The sequence below is a fragment of the Aliidiomarina minuta genome, from assembly GCF_003987145.1.
Classification (GTDB): Bacteria; Pseudomonadota; Gammaproteobacteria; order Enterobacterales; family Alteromonadaceae; genus Aliidiomarina; species Aliidiomarina minuta.
On sequence record NZ_PIPL01000003.1, the window covers coordinates 142,819 to 156,978 of the forward strand.

The 14,160-nt window shown below is 51.3% G+C and carries 13 protein-coding genes and 1 riboswitch; of the genes, 9 read left to right on the forward strand and 4 right to left on the reverse strand.

Going from position 1 to position 14,160, the window contains the following annotated elements; all coding sequences use genetic code 11:
- Positions 1-71: 71 nt before the first annotated feature.
- The 8 genes from CWE09_RS12395 to thiH all read left to right on the forward strand — a co-directional run bounded on the left by CWE09_RS12395 (position 72) and on the right by thiH (position 7,166).
- Positions 72-398, forward strand: a complete 327-nt coding sequence (locus CWE09_RS12395) for a DUF3634 family protein (RefSeq protein ID WP_126804371.1) — start codon at positions 72-74, stop codon at positions 396-398.
- 12 nt (positions 399-410) lie between these two features.
- Positions 411-911: a DUF1543 domain-containing protein gene (locus CWE09_RS12400; protein WP_126804372.1), complete on the forward strand. Its 501-nt coding sequence runs from the start codon at positions 411-413 to the stop codon at positions 909-911.
- Between the two features lie 36 nt (positions 912-947).
- A riboswitch (TPP riboswitch) is annotated at positions 948-1,047 on the forward strand.
- Between the two features lie 79 nt (positions 1,048-1,126).
- The gene (thiC, locus tag CWE09_RS12405; protein ID WP_126804373.1) at positions 1,127-2,872 is read left to right on the forward strand and encodes a phosphomethylpyrimidine synthase ThiC; all 1,746 of its coding nucleotides are present in this window, start codon (positions 1,127-1,129) and stop codon (positions 2,870-2,872) included.
- Positions 2,869-4,335 (forward strand): thiamine phosphate synthase, encoded by a 1,467-nt coding sequence (gene thiE, locus CWE09_RS12410; RefSeq protein WP_126804374.1) that lies wholly within the window; start codon positions 2,869-2,871, stop codon positions 4,333-4,335. The genes thiC and thiE overlap by 4 nt, the downstream gene beginning before the upstream one ends.
- On the forward strand, positions 4,322-5,098 hold the full coding sequence (locus CWE09_RS12415) for a HesA/MoeB/ThiF family protein (RefSeq protein WP_126804375.1): 777 nt from the start codon (positions 4,322-4,324) through the stop codon (positions 5,096-5,098). The genes thiE and CWE09_RS12415 overlap by 14 nt, the downstream gene beginning before the upstream one ends.
- A complete protein-coding gene (gene thiS / locus CWE09_RS12420) occupies positions 5,082-5,282 on the forward strand; it encodes a sulfur carrier protein ThiS (RefSeq protein ID WP_157982857.1) in 201 nt (66 codons plus the stop codon). Before CWE09_RS12415 ends, thiS begins: the two co-directional genes overlap by 17 nt.
- A 4-nt stretch (positions 5,283-5,286) precedes the next feature.
- Entirely contained in the window at positions 5,287-6,051 is a 765-nt protein-coding gene (locus tag CWE09_RS12425) for a thiazole synthase (RefSeq protein WP_126804377.1), read from the forward strand.
- Positions 6,052-6,053: 2 nt separating this feature from the next.
- Positions 6,054-7,166: a 2-iminoacetate synthase ThiH gene (gene thiH, locus CWE09_RS12430; protein ID WP_126804378.1), complete on the forward strand. Its 1,113-nt coding sequence runs from the start codon at positions 6,054-6,056 to the stop codon at positions 7,164-7,166.
- Here thiH and CWE09_RS12435 read toward each other — a convergent pair.
- Together CWE09_RS12435 and CWE09_RS12440 are read right to left on the reverse strand one after the other, a co-directional pair.
- On the reverse strand, positions 7,163-8,035 hold the full coding sequence (locus CWE09_RS12435; RefSeq protein WP_126804379.1) for a substrate-binding periplasmic protein: 873 nt from the start codon (positions 8,033-8,035) through the stop codon (positions 7,163-7,165). The two genes, thiH and CWE09_RS12435, sit on opposite strands and share 4 nt — an antisense overlap.
- Before the next feature lie 72 nt (positions 8,036-8,107).
- Positions 8,108-9,394: an anti-phage deoxyguanosine triphosphatase gene (locus tag CWE09_RS12440; protein WP_126804380.1), complete on the reverse strand. Its 1,287-nt coding sequence runs from the start codon at positions 9,392-9,394 to the stop codon at positions 8,108-8,110.
- Between the two features lie 213 nt (positions 9,395-9,607).
- On the opposite strand from CWE09_RS12440, the gene CWE09_RS12445 reads away from it, so the two are divergent.
- A complete protein-coding gene (locus CWE09_RS12445; protein ID WP_126804381.1) occupies positions 9,608-11,173 on the forward strand; it encodes an HAL/PAL/TAL family ammonia-lyase in 1,566 nt (521 codons plus the stop codon).
- On the opposite strand, the gene CWE09_RS12450 is transcribed toward CWE09_RS12445, so the two are convergent.
- Entirely contained in the window at positions 11,165-13,111 is a 1,947-nt protein-coding gene (locus CWE09_RS12450) for a GGDEF domain-containing protein (RefSeq protein ID WP_126804382.1), read from the reverse strand. The genes CWE09_RS12445 and CWE09_RS12450 overlap by 9 nt on opposite strands.
- Positions 13,056-14,153 (reverse strand): transporter substrate-binding domain-containing protein, encoded by a 1,098-nt coding sequence (locus CWE09_RS12455; RefSeq protein WP_126804383.1) that lies wholly within the window; start codon positions 14,151-14,153, stop codon positions 13,056-13,058. Before CWE09_RS12455 ends, CWE09_RS12450 begins: the two co-directional genes overlap by 56 nt.
- Between the last annotated feature and the right edge of the window lie 7 nt (positions 14,154-14,160).

Genomic DNA, 14,160 nt, shown 5'->3' on the forward strand with positions numbered 1-14,160 from the left:
AGCATATTACAATTTGGCCTTCAGCCCGGTCTCCGGGATTCAATTAGGTAACGCTACAAAGAGAAGGTTTTATGCCGGTTTGGATACCAATATTAATAGTGGCACTTGTGATTCTTTATATGCTTTTTATGGGCTCGGACGCGATTGCTGAAATACGTGTAAAAGACGGCGAATGGAAGGTTAGTAAAGGTTCCTTCAGAAAAGACTTTTTGCAGGAAGTGGACCATATTCTGCAGGGCACCCAGGGCAAGGGACGCATTAAAGTAGTCAATAAATACAATAGGTATCAGCTGCAATGCGAGGGGAACCTCAGCGAAGGTCAGGAGCAACAATTACGTAATATTTTTCCTGAAGAAGATCATCGCAGTGTCTGTTCCGCGTTAAAAAAATTCAAATAAGGCAGAGTTGAAATGCAGCTTTTCATGGTTTATCTGGGCGGCACGGCACCGGGCGCTAACATTGAATTGCACGACATACGTTTTGTGGTTGGCGAGTCGATGGAAGACACTTATGAACAGTTGCGGCGGCAGTGGTTTGGCACTGTGAAAGGCTTGCACCTGGACAGCTATCTGGCGGTGCATCATGTAGATGGTTATCAGGTTGAGGTCGTCGAGGAACCCGTGGAACAGGAACATAAGCTCTGGTTTGTAAATTTTGGCGGCTATTACCCGGGACGCATTCCTGAGTTTCATGATTTTACTTTATGTGTGGCAAAAAATGTACAAGAGGCCAAACAGCTGGGTCGGCGGCGCTTGTTGACTGACAGTGTGCAACCCCACAAAGACGATCTCTTAGCCGTGGATGACTGTCTGGCGGTGGACCTGTTGCAGGGCTTTCATATCAAGCTGACCCATGACGGCAAACAGCAGCCGTTGCAACCGGACTGGTCCGGTTATCACGTCATCGGCTAGCTGTTGTTTTTTCTTTTATCCTGATTATACTGGGCACTCAACTTGTCGGAGTGCCCTTAGGGCTGAGACCGTGAAAGCGGGATCCGTTGAACCTGATCAGGCTAATACCTGCGAAGGGAACATGTAAGAACAGACGCCATCAGTGCGTCAGTTTTTTCGTTGTACACTCCTGGCAAGCAATTTTTCGTCCTTCAATATTTAAAGGTGAAATTGCTATGTCGATTATCCAGACTACACCAACCCGCCGTCAGCGCCGTGAAGCCGCTGAACATTTTATCAATCATCTGCAGGGTGACTTTTACCCCGCTTCTGAACGTATTTATATTCAGGGCTCGCGACCTGACATTCGTGTCGCTATGCGCCAGATAAATTTAAGCCCCACCGTCAGTGGCAGCACGGACAATCCGCAGTACGAAGCGAACGAGTCTATTCCTATTTATGACACCTCAGGACCTTATGGCGATGAAAATGCCAGCGTTGATGTGACCGCGGGTCTGGCGCCGCTGCGCAAAGCCTGGCTTGAAGAGCGAGCTGGGGAAGCAGGCGTCACTCAGCTGCATTACGCCCGGCGCGGTATAGTCACGCCTGAAATGGAATACGTTGCTGTGCGTGAAAACATGGGCCGCTCCCGCATACGCAGTGAGATCTTAAAGCAGCAGCACAGTGGTGAGGCCTTTGGCACTGTGCTTCCTGAACAAATCAGCGCTGAATTCGTGCGTGACGAGATCGCCGCGGGCCGTGCTATTTTACCGGTCAATATTAACCACCCGGAAAGCGAACCTATGATTATCGGACGCAACTTTCTGGTTAAAGTGAATGCCAACATTGGTAATTCGTCGGTGACCTCTTCGATAGCTGAAGAAGTCGAGAAACTGGTCTGGGCGACTCGTTGGGGCGCGGACACTATTATGGATCTGTCCACCGGCCGAGATATTCACGAAACCCGTGAATGGATATTACGTAACAGTCCGGTGCCGGTCGGCACTGTGCCTATTTACCAGGCGTTGGAGAAAGTAAATGGCGTGGCTGAAGACCTGAACTGGGAGGTCTTTTATCAGACCTTGCTGGAACAGGCGAAGCAGGGCGTGGATTATTTCACTATTCACGCCGGCGTATTAAAAGACTTTGTGCCGCTGACGGCTAAGCGTTTGACCGGCATTGTATCCCGTGGTGGTTCTATTATGGCCAAGTGGTGCATGTCGCATAATCAGGAAAACTTCTTATATACCCGTTTTCGTGAAATTTGTGAATTGTGCGCTATTTATGATGTTGCTTTATCGCTGGGCGATGGTCTGCGCCCTGGTTCTGTGGCCGATGCCAATGATGAAGCCCAGTTTGCCGAACTGCGTACCCTGGGCGAACTGACGCGTATTGCCTGGGAATACGACGTGCAGGTGATGGTGGAAGGACCAGGCCATGTGCCGATGCAGAAAATCAAAGAAAATATGGACGAGCAGCTTAAGCACTGTGATGAAGCCCCTTTTTATACGCTGGGCCCGCTGACCACAGATATTGCACCGGGTTATGATCACTTTACTTCGGGCATAGGTGCGGCACTGATTGGCTGGTTTGGCTGCGCTATGCTGTGTTATGTGACTCCGAAAGAACATCTGGGTTTGCCCAATAAAGAAGATGTGAAACAGGGGCTGATTACCTACAAAATCGCTGCCCATGCTGCCGATTTGGCCAAAGGTCACCCTGGCGCACAGATACGCGATAACGCCCTGTCCAAAGCGCGTTTTGAATTTCGCTGGGACGATCAGTTTAACCTGTCGCTGGACCCGCAAACGGCACGCAGTTATCACGATGAAACCTTGCCGCAGCAGTCCAATAAAAGTTCTCACTTCTGCTCTATGTGTGGACCTAAATTCTGCTCCATGCGCATCAGTCAGGAAGTGCGCGATCAGGTGGCGCTGGCTGAATCCATACAAATTAAAGAACTGAAGCCGGAGGTATTGTGACCCGGCCGATAGTCTGGACCGTGGCCGGTTCAGACTCCGGTGGTGGCGCGGGTATTCAGGCGGATCTGCATGCCATGCATAACCTCGGGGTGCATGGCTGCAGTGTGGTATCTGCCTTAACGGCGCAGAACTCAGTGGCGGTCACCGCCGCTGAAGCGACTTCTGCAGCGATGTTCGAGGCTCAGTTGCAGGCTTTGGCTGCTGATATGCCAGCCCGGGTTATTAAGACCGGCATGCTAGCCAGCGAAGAGCAAATAAAGATTCTGCTCAACTACATAAACGACGTCTGGCTGGTGGTGGATCCCGTTGCGGTCAGCACCAGTGGTTATCGCCTGGCCGATAACGCCGTGTTGCAGGCTATCCATAAGCATTTGTTGCCGAGAGCCCAGCTGGTCACGCCCAATATCAACGAGCTTCAGTTATTAACAGGGGTGTCGGTCGACAATGAGGAACAGGCCATAACGGCAGCCCGGCAACTGTTGCAGACAGGTGTTCAGGCGGTGGTCGTGAAAGGCGGTCATCTGAATACAGACCTGCCTCAGGTGACTGATTTACTGGTCAGTGCTGATCGGGTTGTCAGGTTCCAGCAACCGCGCATAGCCAATGCGCATGGCCATGGCACCGGTTGCACACTGGCGTCGGTGTTAGCCAGCGCGCTGGCGCTTAATTATCCGCTGGAGGATGCGCTGGTAATGGCAAATGCCTACGTAGCGGCCGGTTTGCATGATGCCGAAGCGGTAGGACAGGGAACCGGTCCGGTGCGACATCATTTGTGGCCCGTTGCGGCACCGCATTTCGCCGCTTATCCCTGGTCACTGAATGAGAAGTCCTCGCTGCCCGATCAGCCGTTCGCGCTGATGCCGCCTGAGCAAATGGGGCTGTATGCAGTGGTGGATTCGGTTGACTGGATACAGCAGCTACTGGAGCAAGGTGTGCGTACTTTGCAGCTGCGTATTAAAACCCCGCTGTCGGCGCAGAAACTGGAGCAGCAGATCGCGCAGACTGTAGCTTTGGGTCGGCAGTACCAGGCCCGTATTTTTATTAATGATTACTGGCAACTGGCCCTTAAATATCAGGCCTATGGTGTGCACCTTGGGCAAGAAGATCTGGCCGATGCGGATTTGCCTGCAATACAGCAGGCAGGCCTGCGGTTGGGTATTTCCACGCATGGCTATTTTGAAATCCTGCGCGCCAAAGCATTGCGCCCTTCCTACATCGCACTGGGTCATGTATTCCCGACCACTACCAAACAAATGCCCAGTCAGCCGCAGGGCCTGGGTCGTTTAGCGGATTATGCAGCTTTGCTCGGCGACTACACCACGGTAGCTATTGGTGGCATTGATCTGCTCAGGGTAAAACCTGTGCTGGCAACGGGAGTGGATGGTGTGGCTGTCGTTCGGGCCATTACTGAGGCTGCTGATATAACTCAGGCCGTCGAGGAGCTGACAGATGCTTTCGGATGAAGACTTTTTACGTTATAGCCGTCAGCTCATGCTGCCGGATTGTGGGGAAGCCGGAATACTGCGTTTGCAGGCGTCGAGAGTGGTTATTGTCGGGCTGGGAGGCCTGGGTTCAGTAGCCGCCAGTTACCTGGCGGGTGCTGGTGTAGGCGAACTGATACTGATTGATCATGACCGCCTGTCATTAAGCAATTTACCTCGTCAGCCGCTCTACGATCTGGAAGGGTTAAAGCAAAGCAAGGCCGATCTTGCCCGTAAGCGACTCTTGAGTCAGAACCCGAATGTCCGTATTGAGGCCGTTGCGCAGGCTTTGAATGCTGCCAATGCAAAAAAATTGCTGGGCGGTGACATAGATGCGGTGTTGGATTGCACAGATAATATGGCCACCCGTCAACTGGTCAACCAAAGTTGCCAAAAGTATCGACAGGTACTCTTCAGTGCCGCCGCTATTGGTTATCAGGGCCAGTATATAGCCTTGCATCCGCAGTCAGGCAAGGGTTGTTACCATTGTCTGTATCCGGATGTGGATTTGCCTGCGGAGTCTTGTTCCAGTGCCGGTGTGATGGGGCCTGTTGTCGGCATGTTAGGTGCCTTGCAGGGCCTGCAGGCAATTCGTTTCTTGCTGGGGCAAAAGGTGCAGTGGTCACAGTTACAACTATTTGACGGTCACCAGCTGCAATGGCAGTCCTTTGCGGTTCCTCAGATCAATGATTGCCCAGCTTGTTCTTTTCATCATCAGGAGGTTTCCAGTGCAGATAATCTTTAACCAGCAGCGCCTGGAAATTAGCACCGGGTTAAGCATCAGCGCCCTGCTTGAGCAGCAGAATATACCAATACAAGGAGTTGCGGTTGCGGTTAACAATGAAGTGATACCTCGTAGTCTGTGGCAGGAGGTAGGTATTCAGGAACAGGATCAGGTCGCGGTTTTTCAAGCCGTCGCGGGAGGTTAACAAAATGACATGGATGATTGATGGTGTTGAATTGCAATCGCGGCTGCTCAGCGGCAGTGGTAAATTCGGATCCGCTTCGCTCATGCGTGCGGCGCTCGAGGCAAGCGGTACCGAAATAGTCACGCTGGCGTTAAAACGTATTGAGCATGATATGCAAAGCGACGACATGTTGAGCGCAACAGCTGACTTGCCGTTGCACCTGTTGCCCAATACCTCAGGTGCGAAAGATGCTAAAGAGGCCATTTTCGCCGCGCAGCTGGGACGTGAGTTATTGCAGACGAATTGGGTCAAGCTGGAAATTCATCCCGACCCCAGACATTTATTACCCGATCCGGTGGAAACCTTATTAGCGGCTGAGCAGCTAGTTAAACAGGGTTTTACGGTATTGCCTTATTGCCACGCAGACCCGGTTTTATGTAAGCGTTTGCAGGAGGTAGGTTGTGCGGCTGTGATGCCGTTAGGTTCGCCGATCGGGTCCAATCAGGGACTGCAAACCCGCGACTTCCTGCAAATTATTATTGAGCAGGCATCGGTGCCGGTCATTGTGGATGCCGGTATTGGAGCACCTAGTCATGCTGCCGAAGCTATGGAACTGGGTGCGGATGCGGTGCTGGTGAATACCGCTATAGCCAGCTCAGGCAACCCTGTGGTCATGGCCCGGGCCTTTGCTCAGGCGGTAAGTGCAGGGCGTCAGGCTTTTGAAGCCGGCCTGGCCGGTCGCCATAACGGGGCTTCTGCATCCAGTCCTCTGACCGCTTTTCTGGAGTAATTATGAGTTTTTATGCGTTATGGCAGGAGCAGGACTGGCAATCCGTACAGCAAAGTGTGTTGGACTGTACCCAGGGCGATGTGGAGCAGGCCTTGCAGCGTCAGGGTAAACGAACGGTGGAAGATTTCATGGCGTTGATCTCGCCTGCGGCGGACGCTTATCTGGAGCCGCTGGCACAACTATCAGCACAGTTAACCCGGCGTCGTTTTGGCCATACTATGCAGCTTTTTATTCCGCTGTATCTGTCTAACTTGTGTGCCAACGACTGCTCCTATTGTGGCTTTTCGATGAGCAATGCTATTCAGCGGAAAACCCTCAATGAGCAGGAGGTGGAAGCTGAATGCCGGGCGCTTAAAAAACAGGGTTTTGACTCCGTTTTGTTGGTGACCGGTGAACACGAACGTAAAGTGGGCATGGCTTATTTCAGGACGATGTTGCCCGTAATCAGCCGTTATTTCAGCCATATTGCTATGGAAGTACAACCGCTGAGTGAGGCCGAATATGCGGAACTGCGGTCGCTCGGGGTAGCGTCTGTGCTGGTGTATCAGGAAACCTATAATGAGCAGGTATATGCTGAACACCATTTGCGTGGGCGTAAACAGGATTTTAAATGGCGGCTGCAGACACCTGAGCGTATCGGTCAGGCAGGTATCGATAAAATCGGGCTCGGAGCCTTGCTTGGGTTGACCGACTGGCGTACTGACAGTGTGGCGACAGCAATGCATCTGCGTTATATGCAGAAACATTACTGGCGTAGCCGTTATTCGGTTTCGTTCCCAAGGTTGCGGCCTTGCGCTGGTGGCGTCGAGGTGGCAGCCGAAGTTAATGATCGGCAACTGGTGCAGTTGTTGTGTGCATTTCGTTTATTTGATGCGGAACTGGAACTGAGTTTGTCGACTCGGGAGTCGGCTTATTTCAGAGATCATGCAGCAACTCTGGGGGCGACTCACTTTAGTGCGGGTTCGAAAACTCAGCCCGGCGGTTATGCTGATCAGGCGATTGCTCTGGAGCAATTCAGTACTGAAGATAATCGGTCGCCACTCCAGGTTGCAGAGGCTCTGCAGAAGCAAGGCCTGCAACCGGTATGGAAAGACTGGGAGTTGGGCTTAAGTTAGTTCAGATAGCGTTGCATGATGGTGTCATAGGCACCGCTGTCATGAAGTTCCTGCAGGGCTTCATTGAAAGCTTCTACGCGATCTTCATCTACAGAGTCACGGCTGAACATGACATAAATATCAGAGGCATCCAGTTCAATTGGATAGGCCTCGATATATTCATGTAAGCCTTTGCGGCGTATCAGCGAATACCCCACTGCTTCGTCCTCCAGGAAAGCGTCGACATCAAGATCCAGCAAACGCACCAGATTGAATTCGCCCATCATGGCGCCGACAAAATTATCGCGGTAGTTTTCATTGTTAATTAGCTGATGGGTTTCTTCGCCATAATAGTATTCGTTAACGATGCCAATGCGTCGTTCTTCTTCGATGAAACCCTCAAGTGTCGATGCGGAATAACGGTGTTCTTCACCTGAACGAATAAAGAGCACAAATTGCTCTTCCCGATAAGGTTCTGAGAAATGCGCGAAATCTTCCCGAGCTTCGGTTTTTGAGGCTCCCATAACAAAGTCAATGTCGCCGGACTGCAGCCAGCTTAATAAGTCAACCCAGCTGCCCTGCTGCAAATTGAGCTCACAGTTCATGCTCTGCATGGTTGCTTCAGCTACTTCGACATCAAGGCCTCGCGGGATGTCACCGATATCAAGGTATTGATAGGGTTCCCAGGCTTCATAGCCCATAGTGAGCTCGCAATCCGTGGTGTCTGGATGATAATCGACAACCTCTACCTGATCGGGTCGTTCGCTTTCCTGCATCAAGGTTGGATCGTCGTTGTCTGGTTCTTGTCCCGGATCATACTCGGGTGGTGGAGAACAGGCTATCAGAATACAGCTTACTAATAGGCTGAGAAAAAGCGGTAATTTTTTCATAGCTACCTCTCAACTCAAAATGTGTACCCTCACTATAGTAAAGGAATTGAAAACTGACACCTTTACACAATATTAGCGAAACAGGTTGAGGTACATACGCTCTGCATAGTCATCGGTCATGCCTGCAATATAATCGCAGAGCACTCGATTGGCAGCCTGTTCGCCGTTTTCATGAAATGCTTCTTCCCAGCGTTTACGGGTATTGCGGGGCAACAGACGGGTGGGTTCGGTGTGAAAAGCGCTGAACAGGTTCAGTAGCATATTCTGGCTACGATAACGCAGTTGCTGAATTGACGGCTGATTAATGACGTATTCAAAAACCACCGCTTTGAGCGCATCCAGCAGTTTTCTTTCTTCTTCCGGCAGGCTGGCGTTATAACGAATTAATGGTTCGCTGGCGCCTGGTAAGGCTTCGGTGATGTGAATACAGGTGACAAAAATATTCACCAGTGCCCCGACCGCATTTTTGCGCAGATGATGAGTGTCGGAAAACAGCTGAAGGCTTAACTCATCGAGCAATTCACGCAATGCTGGACTGAGTTGAGTTACCACCGGGCTCATAAATTGATCCCAGTCGGCAGCTGCGAGAGTACCGGTCACCACGGCATCTTCAAGATCATGCACGCCATAGGCGATATCGTCCGCCAGCTCCATTAAAGAGGCATCGAAAGACTTGTAACGCGAGCGCTGCCAGGGGCTTTGTTGCAGTTGTTCGGTACTTTGAAATAATGCTTTGTCTGTTTCTGATAACGGTGCCAGCACCCAGTCAAGCAGGTCAGCATCATCTCTGAATATGGCTTTGGCAGGTTTCCACTGAGCCAGACTGCCAGGGTTTTGCATATTGTCTGGTGGGGTTAATTCAGGCATCAGCACCGGGTATTTCAGCAAACCTAATAAAGTACGGCGGGTCAGGTCCATGCCGTGCTGCTGGTGATAAGACTCCAGCCGGCCAACAATCCGAAATGTCTGTCCGTTGCCTTCAAAACCGCCTGCGCCCAGCATTTTGAAATTAAGCGCGGTTTCACCACCATGACCAAAAGGCGGGTGGCCAATATCATGCGCCAGGCAAAGGGCTTCCATCAGGTTGTCGTCAGGTAGTAAGGTACGCTGTTCCTGACTGCTTATGTGCTCCAGCTGATTAATCAGTGAAGAACCTATCTGTGAAGCTTCCAGCGAATGCGTCAGGCGGGTGCGGTAAAAGTCGTTTTCACCCACATTCATAATCTGAGTTTTGGATTGCAGGCGGCGAAATGCGGCGGAGTGCAGAATACGGGCTCGATCCCGTTGCCATACCGTACGAAGATCACCCTGACGTTGCTGATTAGGGCCAGAACGACGTTGTTGCCAGATATCCTGCATTACATAAACCGATTGAGAACTGATAGCTATATGCTACTGCACCCGGCGAGCGGCGGCAATCAGATAACCGCTATGGCTGTTGGTTGTCGGCAGGTTTTGGTGATCCTGGTTAGGCTAACTACGTATTTCTTTACTCAGACTAAATCAGCATCCGTTACAATGGTTTGATTTTTAAAATATCTGACGTCTGTCAGATAGCCGCAAAAAGAAGGAATGAGCGTAGTGAGCAAAACCCAAACTGCCGTTATTTTTGGTCAGGGTCCATTAACTATTAAAGATGTTGATGCCGTAGCGACCCAGGGCTGCCCTGTAGCATTGTCCGAGGATCCTGCTTTTGCGCAACGTATTGCAGCGGGTGTCGCTTTTCTGGATAAACTGCTGACTGAAGATGGAGTGATTTACGGGGTTACTACCGGATATGGCGATAGCTGTACTGTGGCGGTTCCTTTGCATCAGGTGAATGAGCTGCCGTTACACCTGCTGCGTTTCCATGGATGTGGCCTGGGCGATTACTTTAACGAGCAGGAAAGCAGGGCTATTCTGGCGGCGCGTCTGGCGTCACTGACTCAGGGGTATTCCGGCGTGAGCTGGGGGTTGCTGGAGCGTTTGTGTGAATTATTAAATCGCAATATTATTCCGCGCATTCCGCAGGAAGGTAGTGTGGGCGCCAGTGGTGATCTGACGCCTTTATCTTATGTGGCCGCTGTGATTTGTGGTGAGCGTGATGTGTTTTATGAGGGGCAAATAAGACCGGCGGCTGAAGTGCTGGCGGAAAACGATTTGCAGCCTTTGCAGCTGAGGCCCAAAGAAGCGCTGGCTATTATGAATGGTACTGCAGTGATGACAGGTTTGGCTTGCCTGGCGTATCAGCGCGCCGATTATCTGACCTGTTTATCCAGCCGTATAACTGCTTTAGCTAGCCTGGCGTTGCTGGGTAACAGCAATCATTTCAATGAAAAACTTTTCAGCGTTAAGCCGCATGCCGGTCAGCAGCAGGTAGCTGGCTGGATACGTAAAGATATGAATCATCAGTCCTACCCACGTAACTCAGAGCGTTTGCAGGATCGTTATTCGATTCGTTGCGCTCCTCATGTGATAGGGGCTCTGCGGGATGCGCTGCCCTGGTTCAGAGAAACCATTGAGAACGAACTGAACAGCGCTAATGATAATCCTATTATTGATGGCGAAGGCGAGCAGGTGCTGCATGGCGGGCACTTTTACGGCGGCCATATTGCGATGGTGATGGATGCCATGAAAACGGCGGTGGCAAACCTGGCTGATTTGCATGATCGGCAGATGGCATTGCTTATGGACACTAAATATAATCAGGGTTTGCCGCCTAACTTGTCGGCGTCCAGTATTGAGCGCAGCACTTTAAACCATGGTTTTAAAGCGGTGCAGATTGGCTGTTCAGCGTGGACGGCGGAAGCCCTTAAACTGACCATGCCAGCCAGCGTATTTTCGCGGTCCACGGAGTGTCATAATCAGGATAAGGTCAGCATGGGCACTATAGCTGCGCGCGATTGCCTGCGTATTCTGCAGCTTACCGAGCAGGTGCTGGCGGCGAGCCTGATGAGTGTGCAGCAGGGTGTACGCCTGCGCATGGCTAAGGCTGAACTCGACGAGGTCAGTTTACAGTCAGATGTGCGGCAGATGCTGACGCAGTTAAGTGAGCAAATAGAGCTGCTAGCGGAAGACCGAATGCTTGAACATGAATTGCGCCAGTTAGTTTCACAGATACAGCAACGGCATTGGCACCTGTATGAGGACTTAGCCTGATCGTATCAGGTTACGTCCTGCTGACTTGGCTTGATAGAGTGCCTTATCAGCCCGCTCAATAGTAGCTTCAGCAGTGTCCTGTGGTCGTAGCATAGTGACCCCCATACTTAGTGTGACCAGGCCATGTTCACTGTGTTGATGCTCAATATTAAGAGCCTCTATGCGCTGACATAGTTGGTGGGCAATTTTTTCTGCCTGCTCCGCTGTTTCGGCATCCACTAATATGGCAATCTCTTCTCCCCCATAGCGATAAACCCTTACATTGTCGGGCTTGTTCAGGGTACTGGCGATGTCCTGCAGCACATGGTCGCCTGCCTGATGCCCGTAATTGTCATTAAAAGCTTTGAAGTGGTCGACATCAGCAAGCAAAAGAGCGCAATTAACAGGTGCGGGCCGACTGAGCTGTAGTTCCAGATCGCGATCGAAAGCACGCCGGTTTAAAATGCCAGTAAGGCCATCCATGTGCGCTATCGCATCCAGTTTTTGATTAGCGCTGGCGAGCGCTGCGGTACGTGCCTGTACGGCTCGTTCTAAAGTCGACTGGTGCTCAAGGATGCGTTTCGCCATATCCTGAAAAGAACGGGCGAGCAGACCGATTTCACTCTTTTTCCCGGTCAGTTCATGCTCACCATCGGCTACCTCCTGATAGCGCTGCTGGCCGACCAGATTAGCGGCGTTAGACAATTGCCGCAAAGGCATAGAAACTCTGTAATTTACGAACACGTAAACCACCAGTAACACCATGATCAGCAAGGTCAGACTGAGCACGGCTACCCGCAGGGGAGTTTGCATGGATGCCTGCTGAATCAACTGGCGCGGGAAAATAGTCACATGCCACCACTCCGGACCGGCAATCATAGTCGCAATGACGAAGTTATCGCTCGCTTCCTTTTCGAGGATCTGCACCGGAGTATTATGGGCCGGCGGGTTGTTTTCGAGCAGCTGGTAAACTTCTTCATAGATTGGGTTTTGTAACTGGTCGAGACTCATAATGCCTTTTTTCTGCATGGAGGATGACAAGTCTTCGGGTGTCGCTATCAGTTCACGATTCTGATTAAAGATCATATGAGAGACTCCATCACGATCGCTGCGAACCAGACGTTCCATAACGTCAGTCAGGTAAATGTCATGACTGGCGCTTATCAGATGGCGCCCCTGCAGGTCAGTGGGTCGCTGGTAAGTAATGACCCACTCCCGGGCCGACTCATCGAAATACAGTCCGGTCCAGTTGGGTTCGCGTTCAGGATTATGTGATTGCAGAGTCGAGCGCACCACTGCATAGGCGGTAATGTCGAGGGTGGGCGAAGCAAGCAACCCCCAGGCACTGTCCTGAGAGTAAATAAGGAGCACATTTTCCGGCATGCTGATATGGGTGTTGGCGACCAGATGTTGCCATGCCGGGCCATACTGCGCTAGTGTTTCCAGTGCAATGACGATACGTGATTGAAGCTCTGTATCTATAGCTTCGTTCCGTGGCCCCGCAAAAGCACTGAGGTATTGCCAGTATTGCTGTTCGGTTGCTAAACCTTCATAAAAAGCGGCGCGCAGACGCATTACGCCAGGGTCAGTCTCTTCAAACCAGTCTTCGTATTGTTGCACTAACGAAGTATCGCCTTGTTTACGCTGGTAACGTTGCAAAAAAGCATTTGCCAGAATGTCGGCATTTTGTTCAGCAATACGAAATATCTTGGCTTCGCGCTCAATTCGCTGGGAGGTTGTATTTACCATATTGCTGAGTTGTTCGCTTTTAGCTTCCGTATAGGTTTGCCAGAAGCTGATGCCGGTAATAATAAAAACCAGCAGTGTCGACCATAGTGAAATGCTGACCAGCAATCGTGTTGTCAGCCTGCGTGTCAGCGCGGTACGTCGCCGCTCTGCGCGCTTAGTTGCCAAGATAGTTATCCAGTAACCGTTGCCATTCAGCGCTCGACGTAACATCCAGCAAGATTCTGTTCACCGGTTCAACCAGGTCACTGCCTTCGGTCAACGTGAGCGCATAGTTTTGCGGCATAAAGGTATTGGGCAGAAGCATCAGGTCGCTGCCGAAACGCTGACGTAACTGATAACTCAGTAGCGGTGCGTCATATACCACAGCATCAATTTCATTGTCGGCCAGACCTTCGAGGGCCTCGGGTAGTGTGGCGTAAGCCTGGTATCTGATAAACCGCTGGTCCAGATAATCGGAAGTAAAAGAATTAGGTAACGTCCCGACGCGTACCCGGTCTAGCTCGCCCGGCCCTTCTATTTTACTGGCAAGTTGATTAACTGTCAGCGAGGAGGCAATGGATGCGGTAAAGCTGGAAATAATAATGACGCAGGTGAACATCCACACCAGTGACACGACACGACCTCCCAGGGAGCGCGGTGATTTATCACCATAACCGACGGTGGTCATAGTGACGGCGGCCCACCAGAAGCCGGAGCCTATACCTTTAACCGGATCCCGACTGAATTCTTCGGTATTGTGCTTACGTTCAAAGATCCATAACAGAACCCCTGAAAGTAGTAGAATCGCCGCCAATGCGAGCATTACACTGGCAAATTCTGTGGTGAAAAAACGCTGCGAAACGGCCCACCAGCCGGGTGTATCCTGCTGCCTTAGTGCAATCGCCAGGCCTGCGTTATGGAAGGGTTGGCTAAAGTCGAGAAAGCGTTCACGTTCTGCCGTGACGGTAAGTGGGCCCAGGCCGACGTCATACTCCATATCACGCATACCAGAAAGAAGAGATTCCAGGCCTGCAGGCTGATATGCAAAGTCGAGATCCAGTTGGCTGGCAATGCGTTCCCATAACTCTATGGTAATGCCAGCATAGCTGCCATCCGGGCGTTCGATTACGAAGGGTGCGCCGATCCTGACTGCGACCTGAAGAGTTTCTTCCGGTAGCTCGAATTCGTGGTCGGCGGTAATCGTCTGGTTAGCCGAAGCATTCAGATTCAGGCTAACCAGGAAAACAGCTGTTAATAGAGTCCAGATTTTCATGCGCTAC

What these genes read in the sequence shown, in the direction of transcription:
- CWE09_RS12395 (WP_126804371.1), top strand. Translation starts at nt 72, where the DNA reads ATGCCGGTTTGGATACCAATATTAATAGTGGCACTTGTGATTCTTTAT.
- CWE09_RS12400 (WP_126804372.1), top strand. Translation starts at nt 411, where the DNA reads ATGCAGCTTTTCATGGTTTATCTGGGCGGCACGGCACCGGGCGCTAAC.
- thiC (WP_126804373.1), top strand. Translation starts at nt 1,127, where the DNA reads ATGTCGATTATCCAGACTACACCAACCCGCCGTCAGCGCCGTGAAGCC.
- CWE09_RS12415 (WP_126804375.1), top strand. Translation starts at nt 4,322, where the DNA reads ATGCTTTCGGATGAAGACTTTTTACGTTATAGCCGTCAGCTCATGCTG.
- CWE09_RS12425 (WP_126804377.1), top strand. Translation starts at nt 5,287, where the DNA reads ATGACATGGATGATTGATGGTGTTGAATTGCAATCGCGGCTGCTCAGC.
- thiH (WP_126804378.1), top strand. Translation starts at nt 6,054, where the DNA reads ATGAGTTTTTATGCGTTATGGCAGGAGCAGGACTGGCAATCCGTACAG.
- CWE09_RS12435 (WP_126804379.1), bottom strand. Translation starts at nt 8,035, where the DNA reads ATGAAAAAATTACCGCTTTTTCTCAGCCTATTAGTAAGCTGTATTCTG.
- CWE09_RS12440 (WP_126804380.1), bottom strand. Translation starts at nt 9,394, where the DNA reads ATGCAGGATATCTGGCAACAACGTCGTTCTGGCCCTAATCAGCAACGT.
- CWE09_RS12445 (WP_126804381.1), top strand. Translation starts at nt 9,608, where the DNA reads ATGAGCGTAGTGAGCAAAACCCAAACTGCCGTTATTTTTGGTCAGGGT.
- CWE09_RS12450 (WP_126804382.1), bottom strand. Translation starts at nt 13,111, where the DNA reads ATGTTACGTCGAGCGCTGAATGGCAACGGTTACTGGATAACTATCTTG.
- CWE09_RS12455 (WP_126804383.1), bottom strand. Translation starts at nt 14,153, where the DNA reads ATGAAAATCTGGACTCTATTAACAGCTGTTTTCCTGGTTAGCCTGAAT.